This is a genomic window from Streptomyces sp. HD (genome assembly GCF_028369295.1).
Taxonomy (GTDB): domain Bacteria; phylum Actinomycetota; class Actinomycetes; order Streptomycetales; family Streptomycetaceae; genus Streptomyces.
Window position 1 is genome coordinate 1 of sequence record NZ_JAQMYP010000001.1, and the last position, 21,494, is coordinate 21,494.

16 protein-coding genes and 4 pseudogenes are annotated in these 21,494 nt (G+C 70.6%); 7 read left to right on the plus strand and 13 right to left on the minus strand.

Going from position 1 to position 21,494, the window contains the following annotated elements:
* The first annotated feature begins 177 nt into the window (after positions 1–177).
* Positions 178–789, plus strand: a complete 612-nt coding sequence (locus POF73_RS00005; protein ID WP_272112226.1) for a TetR/AcrR family transcriptional regulator — start codon at positions 178–180, stop codon at positions 787–789.
* Positions 790–1,209: 420 nt separating this feature from the next.
* Here POF73_RS00005 and POF73_RS00010 read toward each other — a convergent pair whose 3' ends face one another.
* Entirely contained in the window at positions 1,210–2,697 is a 1,488-nt protein-coding gene (locus tag POF73_RS00010; protein WP_272112227.1) for a long-chain-fatty-acid--CoA ligase, read from the minus strand.
* A 149-nt stretch (positions 2,698–2,846) separates the two neighbouring features.
* On the opposite strand from POF73_RS00010, the gene POF73_RS00015 reads away from it, so the two are divergent.
* Together POF73_RS00015 and POF73_RS46135 are read left to right on the plus strand one after the other, a co-directional pair.
* Positions 2,847–4,031 (plus strand): PucR family transcriptional regulator, encoded by a 1,185-nt coding sequence (locus tag POF73_RS00015; protein ID WP_272112228.1) that lies wholly within the window; start codon positions 2,847–2,849, stop codon positions 4,029–4,031.
* 303 nt (positions 4,032–4,334) lie between these two features.
* The gene (locus tag POF73_RS46135; RefSeq protein WP_443049373.1) at positions 4,335–4,634 is read left to right on the plus strand and encodes a hypothetical protein; all 300 of its coding nucleotides are present in this window, start codon (positions 4,335–4,337) and stop codon (positions 4,632–4,634) included.
* 163 nt (positions 4,635–4,797) lie between these two features.
* Here POF73_RS46135 and uppS read toward each other — a convergent pair whose 3' ends face one another.
* Complete coding sequence (gene uppS / locus POF73_RS00025; protein WP_272112230.1) at positions 4,798–6,693, minus strand: polyprenyl diphosphate synthase; 1,896 nt, start codon at positions 6,691–6,693, stop codon at positions 4,798–4,800.
* 321 nt (positions 6,694–7,014) lie between these two features.
* On the minus strand, positions 7,015–8,418 hold the full coding sequence (locus POF73_RS00030) for a cytochrome P450 (RefSeq protein WP_272112231.1): 1,404 nt from the start codon (positions 8,416–8,418) through the stop codon (positions 7,015–7,017).
* Between the two features lie 103 nt (positions 8,419–8,521).
* On the opposite strand from POF73_RS00030, the gene POF73_RS00035 reads away from it, so the two are divergent.
* Both POF73_RS00035 and POF73_RS00040 read left to right on the plus strand, forming a co-directional pair.
* A complete protein-coding gene (locus POF73_RS00035; RefSeq protein WP_272112232.1) occupies positions 8,522–10,027 on the plus strand; it encodes a GMC family oxidoreductase N-terminal domain-containing protein in 1,506 nt (501 codons plus the stop codon).
* Positions 10,024–10,176, plus strand: a complete 153-nt coding sequence (locus POF73_RS00040; protein WP_272112234.1) for a hypothetical protein — start codon at positions 10,024–10,026, stop codon at positions 10,174–10,176. The genes POF73_RS00035 and POF73_RS00040 overlap by 4 nt, the downstream gene beginning before the upstream one ends.
* Positions 10,177–10,275: 99 nt before the next feature.
* Here POF73_RS00040 and POF73_RS00045 read toward each other — a convergent pair.
* Both POF73_RS00045 and POF73_RS00050 read right to left on the minus strand, forming a co-directional pair.
* A pseudogene (locus POF73_RS00045) lies at positions 10,276–10,380 on the minus strand (IS5/IS1182 family transposase); the annotation flags it as partial.
* 75 nt (positions 10,381–10,455) lie between these two features.
* Positions 10,456–11,811, minus strand: coding sequence for a cytochrome P450 (locus POF73_RS00050; protein WP_272112235.1), 1,356 nt, complete (start codon positions 11,809–11,811; stop codon positions 10,456–10,458).
* Positions 11,812–12,549: 738 nt separating this feature from the next.
* Here POF73_RS00050 and POF73_RS00055 point away from each other — a divergent pair.
* Positions 12,550–12,702, plus strand: a pseudogene (locus POF73_RS00055) (IS5/IS1182 family transposase); the annotation flags it as partial.
* Between the two features lie 15 nt (positions 12,703–12,717).
* Here POF73_RS00055 and POF73_RS00060 read toward each other — a convergent pair.
* The 3 genes and pseudogenes from POF73_RS00060 to POF73_RS00070 form a co-directional block, all read right to left on the minus strand.
* A complete protein-coding gene (locus tag POF73_RS00060) occupies positions 12,718–14,361 on the minus strand; it encodes a serine hydrolase (protein WP_443049374.1) in 1,644 nt (547 codons plus the stop codon).
* 187 nt (positions 14,362–14,548) lie between these two features.
* Positions 14,549–14,785: pseudogene (locus tag POF73_RS00065) on the minus strand (alpha/beta hydrolase family protein); the annotation flags it as partial.
* 797 nt (positions 14,786–15,582) lie between these two features.
* Positions 15,583–15,870 (minus strand): hypothetical protein, encoded by a 288-nt coding sequence (locus tag POF73_RS00070; RefSeq protein ID WP_272112237.1) that lies wholly within the window; start codon positions 15,868–15,870, stop codon positions 15,583–15,585.
* A 33-nt stretch (positions 15,871–15,903) separates the two neighbouring features.
* Here POF73_RS00070 and POF73_RS00075 point away from each other — a divergent pair.
* Positions 15,904–16,259: pseudogene (locus tag POF73_RS00075) on the plus strand (MFS transporter); the annotation flags it as partial.
* 138 nt (positions 16,260–16,397) lie between these two features.
* Here POF73_RS00075 and POF73_RS00080 read toward each other — a convergent pair.
* The 5 genes from POF73_RS00080 to POF73_RS00100 form a co-directional block, all read right to left on the minus strand.
* On the minus strand, positions 16,398–17,072 hold the full coding sequence (locus POF73_RS00080) for a carbonic anhydrase (RefSeq protein ID WP_272112238.1): 675 nt from the start codon (positions 17,070–17,072) through the stop codon (positions 16,398–16,400).
* 407 nt (positions 17,073–17,479) lie between these two features.
* Positions 17,480–18,181 carry a response regulator gene (locus tag POF73_RS00085; RefSeq protein WP_272112239.1) on the minus strand — a complete coding sequence of 234 codons (702 nt, stop codon included), beginning with the start codon at positions 18,179–18,181 and terminating at the stop codon, positions 17,480–17,482.
* A gap of 151 nt (positions 18,182–18,332) precedes the next feature.
* Entirely contained in the window at positions 18,333–18,986 is a 654-nt protein-coding gene (locus tag POF73_RS00090; protein WP_272112240.1) for a CBS domain-containing protein, read from the minus strand.
* A gap of 51 nt (positions 18,987–19,037) precedes the next feature.
* Positions 19,038–19,502 carry a cyclic nucleotide-binding domain-containing protein gene (locus tag POF73_RS00095; protein WP_272112241.1) on the minus strand — a complete coding sequence of 155 codons (465 nt, stop codon included), beginning with the start codon at positions 19,500–19,502 and terminating at the stop codon, positions 19,038–19,040.
* Positions 19,503–19,650: 148 nt separating this feature from the next.
* Positions 19,651–21,381 carry a SulP family inorganic anion transporter gene (locus POF73_RS00100; protein ID WP_272112242.1) on the minus strand — a complete coding sequence of 577 codons (1,731 nt, stop codon included), beginning with the start codon at positions 21,379–21,381 and terminating at the stop codon, positions 19,651–19,653.
* Positions 21,382–21,494: the final 113 nt, after the last annotated feature.

The window sequence follows — 21,494 nt, forward strand, 5'->3', positions numbered from 1 at the left end:
GCCGCTGGAGGCTCCGGTGACCAGGGCGGCGGTTCCTTCGAGACGACGAGTCATGGATCAGAGCTTTCGGTACAACGGCCACGTTGCTGTGGGCCGTGGTGGATGGGGGTGACAGCCCTGGTGGGGCCCTGTGGGGGTGGAGGCCACTCAGGGTCGGGCCACGGGCAGAATGGGGAAATGAGTACTACCGGGCGGCAGAAGGCAATCAACGCCAAGCGTCAGGACAGCACGATCGAGGGAGAGCTGCCTCCTCGTGAACGTCTGGTCCGGGCGGCGTCGCGGCTGTTCTATTACGAGGGTGTTCGCGCGATCGGCGTGGAGCGGCTGATCGCCGAGGCCGGGGTGACGAAGGCGACCTTCTACCGGCACTTCGCCTCCAAGGACGACCTGGTCGTGGCCTATCTGCTGACCAAGGACGCCTACTACAAGCAGGTGGCCGAACCGCTGGCCGCCGCGCATCCGCCCGCGGAGGCGATCGACCTGATCTTCGAGGCGATCGCCGAGCACGCCCGCGAGCGCGGCTTCCGCGGATCGCCGTTCCTGAACGCCGCCGCGGAGTACCCGGACGCCGACCATCCGATCCGGGGCCTGGTGGCGTCCCACCGGGACTGGATCCGCGCCCTCTTCCAGGACCTGCTCACCCGGCTCGGCCACGCCGACCCGGAGTCGGCCGCCGGTGCGCTGCTGATGCTGTACGACGGCGCGATGGCAGCCGGGTACCTGGACGACTCGACGGCCGCCCACAAGACCCTCGTGGACGCGGTCCGGCTGATCAGGTCGGGAGGCTGACCCCGTCGGGGTGGCATCAAACAGCGACGACTCTGTGCAGGGCCCCGGCCGGGTGGGGGCGCGGATCGGCTTCACGGAACCTTTGATCTCTCTTCGACGTGCACCGGCGACCTCCTGGCCTGCCTCCGCCTGATGGCAGCTCAGCAGGAAGGCCGATCGACCATTCTCCAGAGGTAGGAAGACCGGTCGTTCTACCTCTCGACAATAACCCCGCTTGTCGCTCCTGCGCCACCGAACGAGCGCCTTGTGGGATCCCTCACGAACTGCTGCTGCCGCGAAGGTCAATGCCTTGTGCCGGCGGGGTCACGGACGTGGGTGACGGCGCCGCGAAGTAGGCCGTCGTCCTCGACGACGGCCTACGGCCCGGCCGGGCGCCAGAAGCGTTGCTCCCCTTTGCAGGCTGGATCAACGCCATCGGTCTCACCCCGCCGGCGCGCTGATCTCCCTTTTGAGGATCTTGCCGCTGGGGCCGGTCGGCAGCTTGTCCACGAGCCACACCTGGCGTGGGTACTTGTACGCCGCCACCCGCTCCTTGACGAACTGCTGGAGCTCGGCAGGCGTGGTCTGGGCCTTCGGGCGCAGCACCACCGCGGCTGCGATCTCCTCACCCAGATGCGCGTCGGCCACGCCCACCACCGCGGCCAGTGCGACGGCCGGGTGCTCGTGGAGTACTTCCTCGATCTCGCGCGGGTAGACGTTGTAGCCGCCGCGGATGATCATGTCCTTCTTGCGGTCGACGATGTACAGGTAGCCGTCCTCGTCCTGCCGCGCGAGGTCGCCGCTGCGCAGCCAGCCGTCCGGGATGGTGGCCGCCGTCTCCTCCGGGCGGTTCCAGTACCCCTTCATCACATTCGGCCCGCGAACGGCCAGTTCGCCGATCTCGCCGGGGGCCACGTCCTGACCCTTGTCGTCGAGGAGCCGCACCTCCACGTCCTTGATCGGGGTGCCGACAGAGCCCGCCCTGCGCGGCCGGTCGGGGTGGTTGAACGTGACCACCGGACTGGTCTCGGACATGCCGAAGCCCTCCAGCACCATGCAACCGAAGCGGCGCTCGAAGCCCTGCAGGATCTCCACCGGCAGCGAGGCGCCACCGGAGACGCACATCCGCAGTGTGGACACGTCCGCTTCCGACGGGTGTTGCAGCAGCGCGGCGTACATGGTCGGTACGCCCTCGAAGATCGTCGCCCGGTCGCGGGCGATGGCGTCCAGCACGGTCTGCGGGTCGAAGCGGGGGATCAGGGTGAGCGAGGCACCGGCGCGGATGGTCACGCTCATCGTGCAGATCTGGCCGAAGATGTGGAACAGCGGCAGACAGCCCACGACCACGTCGTCCGCCGTCATTTGCTGCACATGGACCGCGTTGACCTCGGTGTTGTGCCGCAGTCCGGTGTGGGTGAGGGTGGCGCCCTTGGGGCGGCCGGTGGTGCCCGAGGTGTACAGCAGTACGGCCACGTCCTCGCCGTCCGGCTCGCTCACCTCCGGCAGCGGCTCGTGACCGGCCAGCACGTCCGCGAAGGCGGAGGGCTCGACGGCCATGTGCCGCACCTGGGCGGCGGCCGCGCCCTGCGCACCCTCGCCCGGCGCCTGGTGCCACTCGAAGAGCAGCACCGCGCCGGAGTCGCGCAGGTGGTACTCGGTCTCCCGCGTCTTCAGCAGCGGGTTCATCGGTACGACGACCGCTCCGGCGCGCAGCACGCCGTAGTACAGGGCGACGAACTCGGGAACGTTGGGCAGCATCAGAGCGACGCGGTCTCCCGGTCGTACGCCCTCGGCCCGCAGCAGCGCGGCGGCGCGGGCGCTGCGCTGGTCCAGCTCCGCGTAGCTGGTGACCTGGCCCCCAAACCGCAGCGCGGGCCGTTCCGGCTGCCGCCGTGCTGTCTCCACCAGGAACTGAGCCAGATTGGCCATGACTGCCTCCACGAAAGTCGCCGTCGAAATCCGCTGTTCACATTGACGCCATCGTGCAGAGATCTGTGGCGAGGGCCTATGTGCGCCATGACATCGTCTGCCCTTCCGGATTGTTCCCGAGAACAAAACAGGGGCGTTAAGCTGCGGGAATGAAGCTCTCGGGGGTGGTCTCGGCGCTACAGGCGAGGTTGCCGGAACTGGGCGAGCGGATGGCGGAGCGCATCCGCTCGGACGTCGATGCCTACCAGGACGAGGCGCTGATCCCCTTCGACTCGCTGCGCCGCTCGTGCGCGGCCAACGCGGAGCTGCTGCTGAACCAGCTCGGCCGCGCGGGCGGGCAGGACCCGAGCCCGGCCCGGGAGACCGGGCGTCTGCGCGCCGAGCAGGGCGTACCCCTGGCCGACACCCTGCACGCGTACCGGATCGGCTTCGAGCTCCTGTGGACGGACATCCTCGCCGAGGCACGCAACCGTCCCGAGGTCACCGACGCCCAACTGGTGTCCCAGTCCGCGGAGATCTGGGCCCTGTTCGGCCGCTACGCAGAGGCCGTGGCGGCGGCGTACCGGGAGACGACCGCGGAGCTGACCTCGCGGCGTCAGGCGCGCCGCTCGGCACTCGTGGAGGCGTTGTTCACCGGCGTCATCGCCGACCGCACGCTGTGGGAGGCCGCGCGGGAGCTGGGTCTGCCCGACCGAGGGCCCTACGTCGTCGTCGCGGCGGCGGCCGACGCTCCCGGTGAGGAGCCGCTGGCGAGCACGGATGCGGTGCTGCGTCAGGCCCAGATCCACTTCGCCTGGAGGCTGCTGCCCGACCAGCAGATCGGTCTGGCCGCCGTGCCCACGGTGCCGGTGGAGAGCACCTGTCTGAGCATTCTGCGCAGCGCGGGCGCCCGCGTAGGTGTCAGCCCGCGCTTTCACTCGCTGCGCGACACCCCCAGGGCGCTGCGCTTCGCCCGGCTGGCTCTGGCCGGCCTCCCGGGCACCGGCCCCGGCGTCGCGCGGTTCGACGACAACCCGTTGGCCATGGTCGTCGCCGCCGCCCCGGCCGAGGCGGCACAGCTCGTGGAGATGGTCCTCCAGCCGCTGCTCGATCTCCCCGCCCCGGAGCGTTCCCGCCTCCTTGAGACCCTGGAGCACTGGTACGCCGCCGCCGGCTCCGCCACGGACGCGGCGCAGAGCCTCTTCGTCCACCCCAACACCGTCCGCTACCGGCTGCGCCGCGTCGAGGAGTTGGCGGGCCGCTCCCTGTCCGATCCGCGAGCCGTGGCGGACATCGGGGCGGCGCTCCTGGCGGTCCGCCGGACGGGCGCATCATCCAGCGACATCAGTCAGTAGGACGACTGACCACTTCAACAGGATCGACCGGAGGTACCTGGTTTCGCCCGGCGTCCCACTTGTTCGACCTCCCTTTTGACACCCCCTCAGGAGCCCTTCCAGCGGCTGGGCGCATTCACAAACACTGACCGAAATGTCGAATATGAAACGTACTGCCGGCTCGCCAACCGCAACAGCGGCAAGGTCATGACGTCCAGGCGCCCAACACCGATGATTTCGTGAAGGTCGGTCAGTACGCCTGGAACGACAGGCCCTGGCAGCAGTGGCAACCAGCAGATGTACCTCGCGCACAGCCCGGATGGCGTGCACTGGAACGACCTCAACGGCGGCGGCATGGTGCTGCGCTCCACAGTCGGTACGAGGGGAGTGCGGGACCTCGCCCTGGTTCGCGTCCGCCTACCGGAAGCAGGCGTCGGGCAGCTACGACATGGGCGGCACCAAGAAGCGCCACGGCTGGATCCTGAAGCTGACCGCCCCGGACACCCGGCACCCCTGCTCCACTCGCTGGTCGGCGTCGCCGTCGCGCTGGTGACGGGTTCGCGCATCACGAAGAAGCCGAAGATCAAGGCGTTCAGGGCTTTCCAGTCCGTCTCGACCGCGTAGGGCACGTCCTTCTCGCGGTGTCCGGCGGGCCGGCCGCCGCCGCTTTCCTCAAACCGATCAACCTGCGCAGCACCCGATGCGTCCTTGTGACGCGTGACCGGACGGCAGAGGTGAAGGTCACGCGGTTCGGGGAGGCCCGGTACGGCGGTGCTGCGCTGCGTGCTCATGGTGTCGGGGCTCCGTGTCCGCTCGGCAAGGCGGGCTGGGTGGGGATGCGGGGTACGGAGCCGTAGCGGCGGGTGCGGCGGGCGTACTCTGCGATCGCGTCCCACAGGGTTCGGCGGTCCACCTCGGGCCACGGTGTGTCCAGGAAGAGCAGTTCGGCATAAGTGGCCTGCCAGGGAAGGAAGTTGGAGGTGCGCTGGTCGCCGCCGGTGCGCAGCAGCAGGTCTACGTCGGGCAGTTCGGGTACGTGGAGGTAGCGGGCGAAGGTGTGCTCGGAGACCGAGGAGGGGGCGATCCTTCCGGCGACTGCTTCCTGGGCGAGTTTCGCCGCGGCCGCCGTGATCTCGGCGCGGCCTCCGTAGTTCACGCACAAAGTCAGCGTCAGTCCGGTGCGGTCGCGGGTGGCCCGCTCGTCCTGGAGGAGCTGCTCGACGACGTCGGCCGGCAGGCGGGAGCGGACCCCGGCCCAGCGCAGGCGGACGTCCAGCGACTGGTCCACCATGCGGCTCATGGCCTGGGGGATCTCGTACAGCAGTGCCTGTAGTTCGTCGGCGGGGCGTTTCCAGTTCTCGGTGGAGAACGCGTACACCGTCAGGTGTTTCAGCCCGATCTCCAGGGCGCCGTGGACGACGTCGATCAAGGCGTCGATGCCCGCGCGGTGGCCGTCGGTGCGGGGCAGGCCGCGGGCGGTCGCCCAGCGGCCGTTGCCGTCCATGACGATCGCGACGTGACGCGGCATGGCTTCGGGCGGGAGTTGGGGCGGACGGGCGCCGGACGGGTGGGGAGGCGGAAGTGTGGCCGCATGCTGCTCAACAGCGGGTACGCATGCCTGCTCGGCCCGGCGAGGTGAGTCGGGCGAGTCGGGTGCGTCGAGTGCGTCGGTCGGGGAGGGGTGTGGTGGCGGGCCGGGCTGGATGGGGAAGGGGAACAGGGCCCAGGCCAGTGCGGCCTTCGTCCGGACGGGAAGCAGCAGGCGCAGCCGGGCGTTTCGCGGCAGGGCCGGGCGGCGGTGCAGCAGTGCGGCGGGGGCGTTGGCGGCGGCCTGGAGGCGGAGGCGGTACAGGTCGGCGTATGCGCCGAGGGCGACGGCGACCGCGGGGTGCAGCACGGGTGGGAGCGGGGCGTGGTCCAGCCAGGTGCGGGCACGGTCGGTCAGACGGCGTACCAGTTCATCGAAGGCCGGGGTGGCGCGCCGGGTCAGCAGGTCCGCCCGATGTACGCCGGCCTCGTCCAGCGCTTCCTGCGGCAGGGGGACGTGGCCGCGGTCCAGGTCGTCGGAGAGGTCGACGAGGGCATCGGTGAGGTAGACCGCATCGACGGTGGTCTGCCACGCGATGGCCAAGTCCGGCACGCTCGCGGCGATCGCCTCCGGTTCGGCGGACAGGCCCGCGACCCGCAGCAGCAGTGAGCCCGCACGGAGCACCAGCGGGGTGTTGATCAGGCTGTTGTAGCGCCGCCACTCCTGCCAGGTGGCGAACTGCCGCCCATGGACGTCCTGGCGGAGCTCCTCGAACAGCGTGTGCAGGAATCCCGGCGGCAGGTTCCAGGTCAGCATGGTGTGAATCAGTGCCTGCCGTACCGGGTCGCTGCCTCGGCCGTCACGCAGGTCCGCGTCGAAGGCCGAGATCCATGCCTCCAGCCGTCCGGCTCGCCCGGGACCCGTTTCTTCGGCGGCTCCGGGCGCGTCGGCCAGGTCGTCCACGGCCCGTACGGCGCCGTACAACGCCCAGATGGCGGTCCGCAGCGGTGGCGGCAGCAGCAGCGAGACGGCGTACTCGATCTCGCCCGTCGCGCGGGTGGCGCGGCGGCACGCCTCGTAGCCGCGGCGCAGGGCCGGGTCGTGAATACCGCTGCGCCGGTAGACACCGGCGGGTGGCACTACGAGGGAACCCACCTCACACGTCCTCTCGGTTCGAAGGCGCCTGCTGGGGGACCCGGGCCGGGGCCTCAGCCGCCGCGCCCTGCTCCGCCACCAGCCCGTTGCCCCGGCGGCGTCCTTCGTGTCCCACCCGGTCATCTGCCGCGTCCGTACCGTCCCGGCCGGTGACCTGCGTGCCAATGTTCACGCTCGCGCAAACGTCGCCCGCCGTATCTCTGTCACGGCCGGGATGTGAATACAACCGTGAAGGATGATCTATCGCCGTGAGGTTGTCTGCCGGGTGGTGTGTGCGGCTGGTGCACTGCCGCATATGCCCTCTTTCGGGCGCTGGATCCGTCACGGACCGGGGCTCTCGCTCGCTCGACCCCGGCGGGGGTGGCAGGTCATGGGCATCGGGCCGGGGGAGATGACGATGCGGCCCTGGGGTCGGTAACGGTGTCCTGGCGCGGTGCGCAGCTGCCAGTGGGCCGCGATGGTGGCCACGGCGGTCAGGAGCTGGTTCATCGTCAGGGCGTCGCCGATGCACTTGCGTACGCCCGCGCCGAAGGGGACGTCGGCGCAGCGTGCCAGGTTCTTCGCGCGGCCGGGCAGCCAGCGGTCGGGGTCGAAGCGCAGCGGGTCGGGGTGGACCGCGGGATTGCGGTGCAACGCGTAGGTGCAGTAGGCGAGTTCGGTGCCGGCGGGGAGTTCGGCCGTACCCAGGCGTACGGGGACGAGCGTGCGCCGGCCCAGCATCCAGGGGGCGGGGTGCAGCCGAAGTGTCTCCTTGACGACGCGCCGGGTGTATTCGAGCGAGGTGAGGTCCTCGGCCTGCACGGGGCGACCGTCAAGGACGGAGTCGATCTCCTGGCGCACTCGCCGTTCGACGTCCGGATGGCGCGCCAGCTCGTAGAGGACGTGGGGCAGCACCTCCTTCAGGCCGTGCGTCGCGGCCCAGATGAGGAACAGCATGTCGGCGATGATCTGCTGGTCGCCGAGCGGTTCGTCCGAGTCGGTGTAACGAGCTTGAAGAAGCTGGGAGAGGACACTGCCGTCGGCCGCGCCCTGGTCGCGCTGGTGGGTGAGCGCCGCCGTGATGCCGGTGCGCAGATCGGACAGTGCCCGGAGGAACCTGCCTGTGCCCGGCACGTGTTCGAGGTGGGCGAGCTGTGGGACGGCGAGGCGCCAGTACAGGCCTCGGGTGGTCTGGGAGCTCAAGGCCGCCAGAGCTGCCGTCACCTGGTCGAGGGCCGGAGTGTCCCCGCACACCGCGCGCGCGTTGACCCGGTGGGCGAGGCCGGCCATCTCCTGGTCCACCCGGATCGTCGTGCCTGGACGCCATGGCGCCATGGCCTCCTGAACGGCCTGCCGGAGTGCCGGTGTTCCGGCGGCGACGCGGTGGGGGTGGAAGGCCGGCTGCACGGCACGTCGGTGCCTGAGGTGTGAGCCGAACAGTGTCAACCCGTCGAACTCCATGTCCATCACCAGGCTGATGCCGAACTGGGAGCCCATCCCGGCCGTGATCCTCGCCTGGGCGTAGTCACGGGCATCGGTCACCAGCAACTGGTGCAGTAGTTCAGGTGAGTTGACGAGATAGACGGCGGGTGTGAAGGCCGGGCCCCGCATCCGCACCAGGGGGCCCAGCCCGTTGAGCGACGCCATGAAGCCGAGCGGGTCGAGCAGGAGTTTCAGGCTGTGCCCGAGCAGGGGCAGTGAACCCGGAGCGGTCGGGATGGCGGGGGGAGGCACGGAAACGGCCACGGGCCCTCTCTCTGACTGATCGGATGATGAGCGCACTGCGACCGATAACGTACTGACCGTGATGAGGGGTGCGGTTGGATCATGCTCGCGTGAGGTGCTTGTCGTGGGCTCGGGGTTCGGCGGGAGCGTCGCGGCACTGCGTCTGGCGGAGAAGGGCTACCGCGTCACGGTCGTCGAGGCCGGGCGCAGATGGCGGCCGGAGGACTTCGCCACATCCGCGTGGCAGGCACAGCACCTGCTGTGGGCGCCCCGGCTCGGCTGGCGCGGCATCGCACGCCTGCGGGTACGACGCCGGCTGGTCGCGCTGACGGGTGTCGGGGTGGGCGGCGGATCCCTCGTCTACGCGGGCGTCCACTACCGGCCCGACGGGGCCGTTTTCCGCGAGGCCTGCTGGGATCAGACCCTCGACTGGGAGAGGGAACTCGACCCGTTCTACGCACTGGCGGAACGGATACTGGGCACCACCCTCGTGCCCCGCCAGGCGGCAGGGGACGACGTCCTGCGCCGAACGGCCGCCGCACTCGGAATGCCCGGCGGCGTCCAGGCCACCCGTGTCGGCATCCACTTCGGCCCAGCCGGGCGTACCGTGCCGGACCCCTTCTTCGACGGCCGGGGCCCGGCACGGGCCGGCTGCACGGAGTGCGGCCGGTGCACACTGGGCTGCAGGGTCGGCGCGAAGAACTCCCTGGACCACAACTACCTGTACCTCGCCCAGCGAGCCGGAGCCGAGATCCGGCCCCTGACCGAAGCCCGGAAACTGCTCCCGCAGCCGGACGGCACCTGGCACGTGCACACACGCCACGGCACCGGTATCACCCGGACCCGCACCGTACTGTCGGCGCATCAAGTCGTTCTCGCCGCCGGGGCCTGGGGCACCGCAGAGCTCCTGCACCGCTCCCGGCCGTACCTGCCACACCTGTCTCCCGCGCTGGGCACCCGCACCCGTACCAACCGGGAGGTGTTCGCCGCCGTGTCCGCCGACGGCTTCGACGTCGGACCCGGTGTCGCGATCAGCTCCCTGTTGCGACCGCGCCCCGACCTCCTGGTCCAGCTGTGCCGACTCGGGCCCGGAAGCCATCCGGCCGCACTGCTCGCCCGGCCGGGCGGGGCTTCGTGGCGGGACTTCGGCCGGCGTACCGCCGTGCTCTTCGCCATGGAGCAGGGCGACTCCCACCTGACCAGCCGCTACCGCCGCGGGAGGCTGACGTTCCGTCCGGCAGGCCCACACCCCGAACCCGTGCGGCTGGCCGCCGCCGAGGCCGTCGCCCACCACTACGCCCTGCGCATCGGCGGCCGGGCCGCTCTGCTGTGGAACACCGTCCTACGGCTGCCGATCACCGCCCACCTGCTGGGCGGCTGCCCGATCGGCAGCGGGCCGGAGACGAGCGTCGCCGACCTCTATCACCGTGTCCACGGCTACCCCGGCCTGCATGTCGTCGACGCCTCCGCCGTCCCCGGCAACCTCGGCGTTAACCCCGCACTCACCGTGACCGCGCTGGCCGAGCGCGCCTGCGCCACCTGGCCCGCCGCAGGCCGGCCGGACCAACGCCCCGCCCAGGGCGAGCCGTACCGGCGCGTACCGGACCCGACAACCGAGGCCGCCCCGTGAACCGCACCCTCTTCACCGGCCTGGCCGTCAACCTGCCCGAGGGCCGCACGATCCTGATCCGTTCGTGTAAAGGCGAATGGAACGGCGGACACTACAGGGTCTGGAACGAGACCTGCGGTCCGTGGGAGGAAGGCGTAGGAGAGACGTGATGTAGACGGCCTGCCTTCAGCGTGCGCCCTTCCCGGCAGCTTGGGAGGGGCGCACGTTCTAAGGACTGTCTGGTGGATCAATAGGTTCTGTCCGGCGGATCATGGTCGGAGCCAGAGTCTGATCGCTGCGGTGGTGACGGTGCCGTGAAAGACGTAGGCCCTCTTGTCGTAGCGGGTGGCGACAGCCCGGGAGTTCTTGAGCCGGGGCCCGCTGGTCCTTCGGTTCCGGGATGGCAACGCCGGCACCGTCCCTGACAGTGGTGCCGCAAGAGACACGCGCTAGAGGCCGACCCCGGCTCGGGGGCGGACGGTCATCCGCAGGGTGCGCGGCCGTACGGTGAGCCGGGCGACCTGACGGATGACCTGGCCCTCGGCGAGTTCCAGCCGTACCGAACGCAGCATCGTCGCGAGCGCCGTGACCATCTCGGTGAGGGCAAAACGGTCCCCCATGCACTTGTGCTTGCCGTCCCCGAAGGGCACGAACGCGCCCGGCGGGGGCTCCTGAGCGGCGTCGGTCCACCGGTCCGGGTCGAAGGTGAGCGGGTCGGGGAAACGCTCGGGGTCGCGGTGCAGGGCGTGCTGGCAGTAGGCCAGCTCGGTGCCGGCGGGCAGCGTCCACTCGCCGAGCCGGGTCTCCTCGGTGGTGCGGCGGGTGACGAGCCAGCCGGGGTGGTGCAGCCGCAGGGTCTCGGTGATCACCCGGTTGAGGTACGGCAGCCGGATCACGTCGTCGAAGGCGACCGGCCGTTCGCCGAGGACCTCGTCCAGCTCGGCCAGGACCCGGGCCTCGATGCCGGGGTTGCGGGCGAGCTCGTACAGGGTCCAGGACAGCAAGGACGCGGTCGTCTCGGTGCCCGCCACGGCCAGGAGGAAGATCTCGGAGCAGATCTGATGCCCGGTCAGCGGCTCGCCGGTCTCCTCGTCGATGGCGCGCAGCAGCATGGAGAGCATGTCCCCGGTGTCGTGCCCGGAGGCATGCAGTTCGTCGACGGCGGTGTTGATGGTGGCGCGCACCCTGGCCCGGGCCTGGTCGAAGCGGCGGTTGAAGGGCAGCGGCAGGCGCTCGGCCCAGTCGGGCAGCATCATGCGCAGACCGACGCCGCTCATCACCACCGACACGTCGTTGCGCAGTTGGCGGAAGACGGCGTCATCAAGGCTACCGGCGAGCACCGTCTTGGCCAGCATGTCGAGACTGAGCCCGATCATCGCCTCGTGTACGTCGAGGGGCCGGCCGCGCTCCCAGGCGGCGACGGTGGCCGTCACCTCGGCGCGCATGAGGTCGACGTACCGGCTGATCTCGGTGTGGGCGAACGCGGGTTGAAGCTGGCGGCGTCTGCGTACGTGGTTGCGGCCGGTGGCGGTGACGACGCTGTCGCCCAGCAGCTGGCCCAGCTTGTCGTAGAGCCGGCCCTTGTCGAGGCTGGGTCCCAGGGTCTTGAGCATCTGGTGGATCAGGGCCGGGTCCTGGACCACGATCGTGCGCGTCCCGGGTTGCAGGACGATCTCGACGAGTGGTTCCCGTGTCTCGCGCAGCGAGTCGATGAAGCCGAGGTTGTCGCGCATCTTCAGCGCGTGGCCGATGAGCGGAAACGAACCTGCGGCTCGGGGTATGGGGGGAGGCGCAGTGGACGTCACGGGTCATCCCTTCACGGCAGTCATGGGCGCCCCTATGACTTCCCTGATCCTTCGCCAGTGCAATCCTGTCATGAACGTGTCCTGCGCCACGTGGGACAAGCTGATTGGCCACCTGCGGCGCCGGGCACCAGTGCGGTCACCCCAGCGAACTGCTCCGGCTCCTCATTCCTCACCGGCCAGCCGTAGCCGTCGGCGTCGCGGCCGCGTCCTTCAAGAACGCGCGCTCCCTGCTCACCAGCGCCCAGGCCGTCTTGGACGCGCACCAGCCCCGCAAGCCTGCAGCAGCAGCGGACGACGCGATAGCCTCGGCCCGCCAGACCAATGCCTCGAAGTTCCGCGGCCCGTACGTCGCCTGGTTCTGTCCGCCGGATCATGTGACTGTCAGGTCGCAGGCTCCTTGCCCTCGGTGCGGGGCGGGGTGCTCTGACGAACGCAGAGTGGCTGCGGCTTGGCTGGAGGCCGCATCTGTCCGCGCCGGGGGAGTGCGGCGGCCGGTGGAACGACCATCGGCCGGTGATCAACGGGATCCTGTTCCGGGTTCGCACCGCATTCGCGTTCTCCGCCTCCAGGGCGGACACCCGCGCACGCGACCCAACCACCCCAGCGGCGACAAGGCAGCTCCCGCAGAAACCGCCACTACCTGCGAAGACGCCGGATCAAGCACACCATCCCGGAACCGAAGGACCAGCGGGCGCACCGTAACCGGGCGGCAGCAAGGGCGGCCGACCCGCCGGCTTCGACAACGAGATCTACAAACGCCGCAATGAGGTCGAACGGACCATCAACCGGCTCAAGAACTCCCGGGCTGTCGCCACCCGTTTCGACAAGAGGGCCTACGTCTTTCACGGCACCGTCACCACCGCAGCGATCAGACTCTGGCTCCGACCATGATCCGCCGGACAGAACCTAGTCGTTCCTCGTGAAGGTGCCGAGACCGCTCGTGTCGAGGTTCTCGACCCGGACCTTGTCGGCGCGTCCGTCGGACCCGACGGTGAAGGTCACGCCGGACAGATCGGTGGCCAGTTCGCCGGTGGTGCGGTAGCTGAAGGTGTCACCGTCGTAGTGGTGCAAGGCGAACCGTTGCTTCTTGGGCCCGAGTTGCATGGTGAGTTCGCCCCCCGGGGCGCTGACGGTCATCGGGCCGTAGTACTCGTTGGCGTACGTTCCGGTGTAGGCGCTGTTCGCCTTGGCGGGTGCGGGCGAGGCCGGAGGCTTGCTGTAGTCGACCTCAGAGTGTTCCCCCTGCAGGGTTGCCTTGAAGATCGGCCCGAGGAACGCCAGCCAGTCGACGGTCGGCCCGCCCGTCTGCACGGTGTCGAGGAACGTGGAGGCGATCGCCTCGGGGATACCAAGAGGCTCGCCGTTGGTCAGGACGACGATGCCGAGATTCTCCGAGGGCAGCAGTGCGACGTTGGTGGCCGCCCCCAGCGCGAAGCCGCCGGAGTGGCCGAGCTTCAGCCTGCCCTGATCGTCGTAGCTCACGTTCCAGCCGAGCCCGTAGAACCCGGCCCTGCCCGCAGGCCCGTGCGGCGGCTCGGAGACCATGCGCGGCAGGTGGGTCTGCTCCAACGCTTCGGCGTCGACGACTTGCCGCCCCTCGAATTTGCCGTTGCCCAGTTGCAGGCGCAGCCACTTCGTCATGTCCTGGGCCGTGGAGCTGGCCCCACCCGCCGGGCTCTGGGCGTCCGGGTTGCGCACGTGCTCGGCACGCCAGGTGTTCCCGGTCTTCACGTGCAAGTCAGCCTTGTTGTTCGCCTTCTCGTAGTCGGCGAAGGAAGAGCTGGTGGAGTCCATGCCGAGCGGCCGGTACAGCTTCTCGGCGGACAGTTTCTCCCAGCTGGTCCCCGCTGCTCGCGCGGCGGCGACGGCAGCTTCGGTCAGCCCGAAGTTGGTGTACGCGTAGTGGGCGCGGAAGGGATCCAACGGTTCGTAGCGGAGGTGGTCCAGGATGTACGAGCGGTCGTAGCCGAGGTCCTCCAGGAGGTCTCCGGCGTGGTCGGGCAGTCCGCTGCGATGCGAGAACAGGTCGGCCAGCGTGACATGGCGGGAGACCCATGGATCCTTCAGCCTGAAGCCGGGGGTGTGGTCGACGACCGGGTCGTCCCAGCCGACGGTCTCCTCGCCCACGGCCGCGGCGACCACGGTGGACGCAACGGGCTTGGAGACCGAGGCGAGCTGGAAGACGGTGTCCGGTTCGATCCGGTCCTTGGTGCCGACCGTCCGCACGCCGAACCCCTTCAGATACAGCACCTTGTCGTCGTGCACCACACCCACGGCGACTCCGGGCACACCGGTGCGGCGCATGGCGTCCCCTACGACGTCGTCCAGCTTGCCCACCGCGGTCTCGACCTCGGCCCGGCTGAGCTGTGCCGGTGGCTGGGCGGGTGGGACGGTGGGCAGCGGCGATGTCCCGACGGCCGCACGGCCGGCGGCGGTGGCGGCCGTGGTGTCGGCATCGGACCCGGTACAGCCGACGGCCAGCGCTGCTATCAGGCCCAGTACCGCGGCGGAACGGAGGGGGCGGGGGCATGCGCTGTCGAGTCGGGACATGCCTTCCATGGAAATCCCACCCCGGCACCTGTCCCGCCGTGGCAGGCCGTTCGGGGGATCCGGTGTGCGCCGTCATGCTCGCCCGGTCAGGCCCGAGGCTTCGGCCTGACGGGGTCCTGTGGGTGGAGGCGACGCCGACCAGGGCGGCGTAATCGCCGTAGGAGCCGCCGAAGACCGCGACGCGGTCCGCGTATCCCTCCTCGACGGCCCAGTCGACGGCCCAGTCGACGGCGTCGACGAGATCGTCGTGCATCTTCCCGGCCGGCTCCCCGATGCCGGCCTTGAGGAACACCTTGCCGTGACCGGTCGAGCCGCGGAAGTTGACCTGGAGCACCGCGTAGCCATGGTTGGCCAGCAGCTGCACCACGGGGTGGCAACCCCAGCTGTCGCGGTGCCAGGGGCCGCCGTGCACCAGCAGCACCATGGCAGCCCGGCAGGCTCCACCCCGACGGGCAGCGTCAGGTAGGAGGGGAGGGCCAGGCCGTCGCGTGCGGGGATCGTGACCGGGGTCATCGGTGCGAGGGATTTGGGGTCCAGGAGCGGAAACGACCGGAACAACAGACGGCTGTCGCCCGTGGAGTGGTCGTAGTAGTAGGTGACGCCGAGGTCGCGGTCGTGGGCGCAACCGGCTACCCAGCGCTGCCCGCTATCGTCCGACGACACGGCGGCCAGGTCGCCGTCGGACAGCTTCTCCAGGTTGTCCAGCACCGCGGCGAAGTACGGGTCCAGCGGGTGGATCACCTGCCGCTCGCCGAGGTAGCGCACGCCGAGCAGTCCGCCTGAACGCCGGTGGCAGATCAGCGGCGACGGCAGCGTGGGGAAGACGGTGGAACGCGGGTCGATGTCGAGGACCGGGTGGCTGTCGACCTCGGCCTCCTCGCCGGTGGCAAGATCGAGCCGGACCAGCCGGGTCCGGTCGGTGTCCCGGCTGGAGCCCGGCCATACGCCGGGACCGTCGGGGGTGAGCAGGGTGTGGGCGTACAGGTCTCCGTCGCGCGTGTACAGCCGGCCGGCGACCTGACCGAGGTTCTCCGCCAGCATCGTCAACCCGGCCGTGGCGATGTCAAGTTCGTAGGGGTCGAATTCGGCGGGATTCCTGCGGTTCAGATCGCCGGGACTTGTCCATGGCGACGGTGATTTCGAAATATGCCATGGCCCGGCTGTTGGATTCCCGTGCCTGATCCCGGTAAGGGTGCAGGAGTTATGGAGCCATAACCACTGTCAATCACCCGTGCTTTCAGCACCCTGTTCGGTGAGAGCGGCGACGAAGTCCTCCAAGTCGGCCGCGAGAGGCGTGCCGTTGTCCCAGACGGCCTCGTAGGTGATCTCGACGGGGGTCCCGGACCGGACGAGGGGCCGGGAGGTGCCGTGGTCGTGTGTGATCTTGGACTGCGGCAGCAGCGCGGCACCCACGCCCATCCGCGCCCACTCGTCCAGCACGCGGTAGTTGGAGGCTTCGCCGGGGTAGGTGCGCAGTGCCAGGTCGTGGCTGGCGTCGACCTCCCCCACGCTCGGCTTCGCTCGCGCGCGGGGACCCTCCTCGGCCGTATGCGGATCGCCGTCGCCTCCGGACTGACCCTCCTGGCCGCCGGCATCCTCGCCGCGACCGCGCCGGGTGACTCCGTCGCCCTCCTCGCGGCCGCGCTGGCCCTGTTGGGCCTGGGCTGGAACTTCGGCCTCGTCTCCGGTACCGCGATGATCACCGACGCCGTGCAGCTGGCCACCCGCGCCAAGACCCAGGGCATGGTCGACGTCTCCATCGCCATGGCCGGCGCCACCGGCGGCCTCGCCTCCGGCCTCGTCGTCTCCACCGCCGGGTACCCCGTCCTCGCCCTCACCGGCGGCATCCCGCCCTGGCCGTCGTACCCGCCATCGCCGCCACCGCGAGCAGCCCGTGAGCCCGGTGTCAGGGGAGATCCGGGTTTGCCGTCCGGTTCAGGACGACGGCGATCGCACCTCCCGTGCCAATCCACCCCGCGGCCCGGCGTACGGTTCGCCGCCCAACGCGGTCACCCGCGCCTTCGGGCCGATGACGATCACCGGCTGTTCGCAGCCGGGGCGGTGTCGGGGCGCCGGGCAGGGGCCGCGGGCAGATCCAGGCCGCGGGAGGTCAGCGGTCGGGCGCTGCCGTCGGCCAGGCGGTAGGACAGGCCCACCACGGCGGTGCGTCCGGAGGCGACCTGGTCGGCCAGTTCCCGGGAGCGGTCCATGAGGAAGTCGACCGTGTGCCGGACGTGGGTGGCGATGAAGTCGTCGTCCTCGCTCACGCCGGCGGCATGAGCGGCCAGCACACTGGGCGTCACGCGCTCCATCACGTCCCGCAGGTACCCAGGGGCGGTCCTGCCGTCCGCCACCGCGGCACGGGTCGCCGCGACCGCACCGCAGGCGTCGTGGCCGAGGACCACGACCAGCGGGCAGCCCAGCACGCTCACCCCGTACTCGATGCTGCCCAGGACCTCCGGCCCCGCCGCGTGCCCGGCGGTGCGGACGACGAACAGGTCCCCGAGCCCCTGGTCGAAGATGATCTCGGCGGCCAGCCGGGAGTCGGAGCAGCCGAGCAGCACGGCGAACGGCCGCTGTGCGGAGGCCAGGTCGGCACGGCGGGCGGCGTCCTGGTTGGGGTGCAGGGGCGTGCCGGCGGCGAAGCGGCGGTTGCCGGCCAGGAGCAGGTCGAAGGCTCTACGCGGGGTGGAAGGGGCGGCGTCACTCATGGTGCCGAAGGGTACGACCGGAGCCGCTCGCAGATGCGGGCGGGTGCTTGCTGCGGGCGCGTCGGGTATCGAGTGGTCGCGGTCAGGCGGTGGGACGTGGCGCCGTCCACCTCGCGCGGCGGTCACCCCGGGAGGGGCCGTGGGTGGACGACCTGCTTCATCACGATGGTCGAGTCGAGACCGCGGACCCCCGGCAGATGGATGAGCACGGACTAGTAGAGGCGCTGCTACGACGGCAGGTCGGCGCTGACCACACGGATCAGGCAGTCCGGTTCGCCGAACAGCCTCTGCTCGAAGCCGTAGCGTGTGGATCAACACCCGTGACGGACCTCAGGGCGAGCCGTTCGTACTGTGCTCCTGGCGGGGCCCCCGACGGCGGGTTCGCCCTACGAGTGCACCACCGGCGCCTACCTCCCGGGGCGGTCGCCGGTGGTCGGTGTTTCGAGGTGGGTGGCCAACACCGCCGCCTGGACGCGGCGTTGGACGCCGAGTTTGGCCAGGAGGCGGGAGATGTGGTTCTTGACGGTCTTCTCGGAGAGATAGAGCTTCTCGCCTATCTCGCGGTTGGTCAGGCCGTCGCCGATCAGGGCGAGGATGTCCCGCTCGCGGGGGGAGAGACCGGCCAGCTCCGGCGCGACGTCGGGCGTCTCGGCGGGGTCGGCGCGCAGTGAGTGCATCAGCCGGGCCGTGGTGGCGGGGTCCAGCATGGACTGGCCCGAGGCGACGGTGCGGACGGCGGAGATCAGGTCGGAGCCCTTGATCTGCTTGAGGACGTAGCCGGACGCGCCGGCCATGATGGCGTCGAGCAAGGCGTCCTCGTCGTCGAACGACGTCAGCATCAGACACGCCAGGTGCGGCATCCGGTCGCGCAGCTCCCGGCAGACGGTGATGCCGTCGCCGTCGGGGAGGCGTACGTCGAGGACGGCGACGTGGGGGCGCAGGGCCGGGCCGCGGACGAGGGCGTGCTCCACGGTGTCCGCGTCGCCGACCACCGAGATGTCCGGCTCGGCGTCGAGCAGGTCGGTCAGGCCCCGTCGTACGACCTCGTGGTCGTCCAGCAGGAACACCCGGATCGGGTTCTGCTCGGTGAAGGTGCCTGTGTCGGTCATGACGACCCCTCGTTCCCCGTTCCCCGGTGGCGGACGGGCCGCGGCTGGCCCGCCGAGACGATCATTACTCGCCGGGCGCGGATGCACCAGGGCCGACCGGCCCAAGCGGGGGCCCCGCCCGACCCGGCGAGGCCGCGCCTCACTGCGTCGCTCAGGTGTCGGGCCGGCCCTCCAGTTCGAAGTCCACGTCCACCACGCCTTCGACGGCCCGCACCAGACGGGCGGCCACCGGGATCAGGGACGTGTCCCGGACCCGCCCGGTGAGCCTCACCACGCCGTCGTGCACCTGGACCCGGATCGCCGAGCCCGGCGCCGGGAAGAGGTGGGCCATGATCTCCCGGCGCACCTCCTCGGCGATCTCCTCGTCGCCGCGCAGGAAGACCTTGAGCAGGTCGGCCCTGCTGACGATGCCCTCCAGCACGCCCAGCCGGTTGACCACCGGCAGCCGCTTGACCTTGGAGTGCGCCATGATCCGGGCGGCCTGGGCCAGCGTCGCGTCGGGGCGGGTGGTGAGCGCCGGAGCGGTCATCAGCTCCTCCGCGGTGATCGCGCCGGCCTTCGCCAGGTCGGACAGCCGGTGGAGCTGGGTGTACCGGTCGGGGTCGCTGTCGCGGAACTCCTCCTTGGGCAGCAGGTCGGCCTCGGAGACGACGCCGACGACCAGCCCCTCGCCCTCCAGGACGGGCAGGGCGCTGACCTTCCAGTCCTGCATCAGCCGCACGATCTCCTTGAACGTGGCCCTGCGACCGACGGCGGCGACCGTGTGGGTCATGACGTCGCTGACGATGTGCGGGGTGGCGTGCATGATGGCTCCCTTCTCGCTTCGGCTCGCCTGCGGGTTCGCCGGTTCACGCGCTCAGACAGGGCTGCCGGCTCCGTAGGGGGCGTAGAGGTCCAGCAGCCGGGTCCGGGCGGCGCGGAGACGGTGGGCGAGCACGTCACCGACCCATTGGGTGACGGTGCGGCCCAGGTCCGGGTCCTCCCCGCACATCGTGCGGACGGCCGTCGCGTCGAACTCGTACGCCCGCACCGGGGTCGTCGCCGCGGCGCCCAGATGCCAGACGTGCGGGGTGAACAGCCAGGACCAGCCGACGAGTTCGTTGTGCCGGAGGGTCTCGATGACGGCCGAGCGACGGCCGGGCACACGCATGTCGAGCTCGATGGTGCCCGTGCGGATGATCCAGAACCGGTCGGCCCTGCCGCCCTCCTCGAACAGGCGGGTGCCCTCCGGGAAGGACACCTCGCGGGCCATGCGCATGAGCCGCAGGCAGTGCTCGGCCGGCAGGGCCCGCATCATGGTGGGCGCGGGTGTGGCGATCATGGGGTGCCTCCCGACGGGGTGCAGGGACTTCCAGGGGCAGCGTGTCCCGGCTGCCCGCGGCAGCCCATGGGCCACTCGGTCCATCGGCCGGGCCACTGGGCTCCGATCCCGACCGGACGCGCCCCCGAACGGCGCGCGGCCTGCTCACCTACTGGTCGCGGGACCACTTCCGGTACGCGGCCACGGCGGTCGGCAGCGTCGGAAAGATCAGGTCCGCGCCCACGGTGTCCACGAGCCCGTACGCCCTGAGGTCGTCCAGCAGGTCCTGCTTGACGCGGGCGAGGGCGAACACGACGCCGCGGTCGGCGAGTTCGCGGCGCAGCTTGTCCACGGCGTCCAACGCGGTGATGTCGACCTCGACATTGGCCTCCGTGTTGAGGACGAACCAGCGGACGGGGTCGCTCTGTTCGTCGGCGGCGGCCAGGGCGCGGCGGCGGAAGTCCTCGGCGTTGGCGAAGAACAGTGGGGAGTCGTAGCGGTAGACCAGCAGGCCGGGGATGGTGTGGGCCTGCGGGTAGTCGTCGATGTCGTGCATGCCGGCCACCCCGGGCACGACTCCCTGGACCGCGTCGTGCGGGCGGGCCACCCGCGTCAGAAGCTCGGCCACCGACAGGCCGACGGCGACGAGGACGCCGTACAGGATGTCCAGGGCGAGTACCCCGGCCAGGCAGCCGAGGGCGAGCAGGAGTTCGCGGCGGCGGAAGGAGGCCAGACGGCGGAAGCCCGCGAGGTCGATCATGCGGACGGCGGCGTAGACGACGAGCGCGCCGAGGACGGCGGACGGGGTGCGGCTGAGCAGGGGGCTGAGGAAGAGCAGGACCGCGAGGACCACCGCGCCCGCGAACAGCGAGTACGCCTGGCTGCGGGCGCCCGACGAGGAGGCGAGCGCGGTGCGGCTGGCGCTGCTGCTGACGGGGAAGCCGTGCAGGGCGCCGGCGCCGAGGTTGGCCGCGCCCAGGGCCAGGAATTCCTGGTTGGCATCGAGTCCGGGGCCGTCGCCTGCGTCGTCTCCGCCGTTCGCGGGGCCGGTGAAGGCTCGTGCGGTGAGGATGAAGTCGGTGTAGCCGACCAGGAGTACGCCCAGGGCGGGCAGGACGAGACGCGGTATCTCCGTCCAGTCCGGCCACGCGAGGCCGGGCAGGCCGGAGGGGATCTCGCCGATCACTTTGACGCCGTACCGGTCGTCCAGGTCGAAGGCCACCACGGCGACCGTGCCGAGGACCACCGCGAGCAGCGGGCCCGGTACGGCACGGACGTACTTCGCCATGAGGAAGAGCAGGGCGAGGGCGGCGGCGGAGAGGAGGACCGTGGCCGTGTCGGCGTCGGTCATGTCGCCCGCGAACGACCACAGTTGGGGGAAGAACCTGGTCTCCGTCGTCCCGACCCCGGTGAGCTTGGGCAACTGGTCCGCCATCATGATCAGTGCCACGCCGGCCATGTAGCCGATCAGCACCGGGCGGGAGAGCAGGTCCGCGACGAAGCCCAGCCGTACCGCCCGGGCGACCAGGCAGAGCAGGCCGACCGTGACGGCGAGGGTGACCGCCAGGGTGGCGTACCGGTCGGGGTCGCCGGCGGCGAGCGGGGTGACCACGGTGGCCGTCATCAGCGCGGTCGTGGACTCGGGTCCGACCGACAGCAGACGCGAGGAGCCGAGCAGCGCGTACAGGCCGATGGCGGGCAGGATCGCCCACAGCCCGGCGACCGGCGGGAGTCCGGCCACGCCCGCGTACGCCATGACCTGGGGGACCAGGTACGCCGCCACGGTGAGGCCGGCCAGCAGGTCGCCCCTCAGCCATGTCCGCCGGTAGCCGAGCAGGGCGGCCACCCCGGGCACCAGGCGGCGCCACCCCGCCACGTGCCCGCCCTCGCCCTGCTCCATCAGCCGCCCTTCGCCGTCCGACCTACAGGATCCACCCCCAAGTCCAGCACTGCGCGAGGCGAACCGGATCCGACCCGGTATGTACCCCAACGGGCCCTGTGGACAGGGCCGTT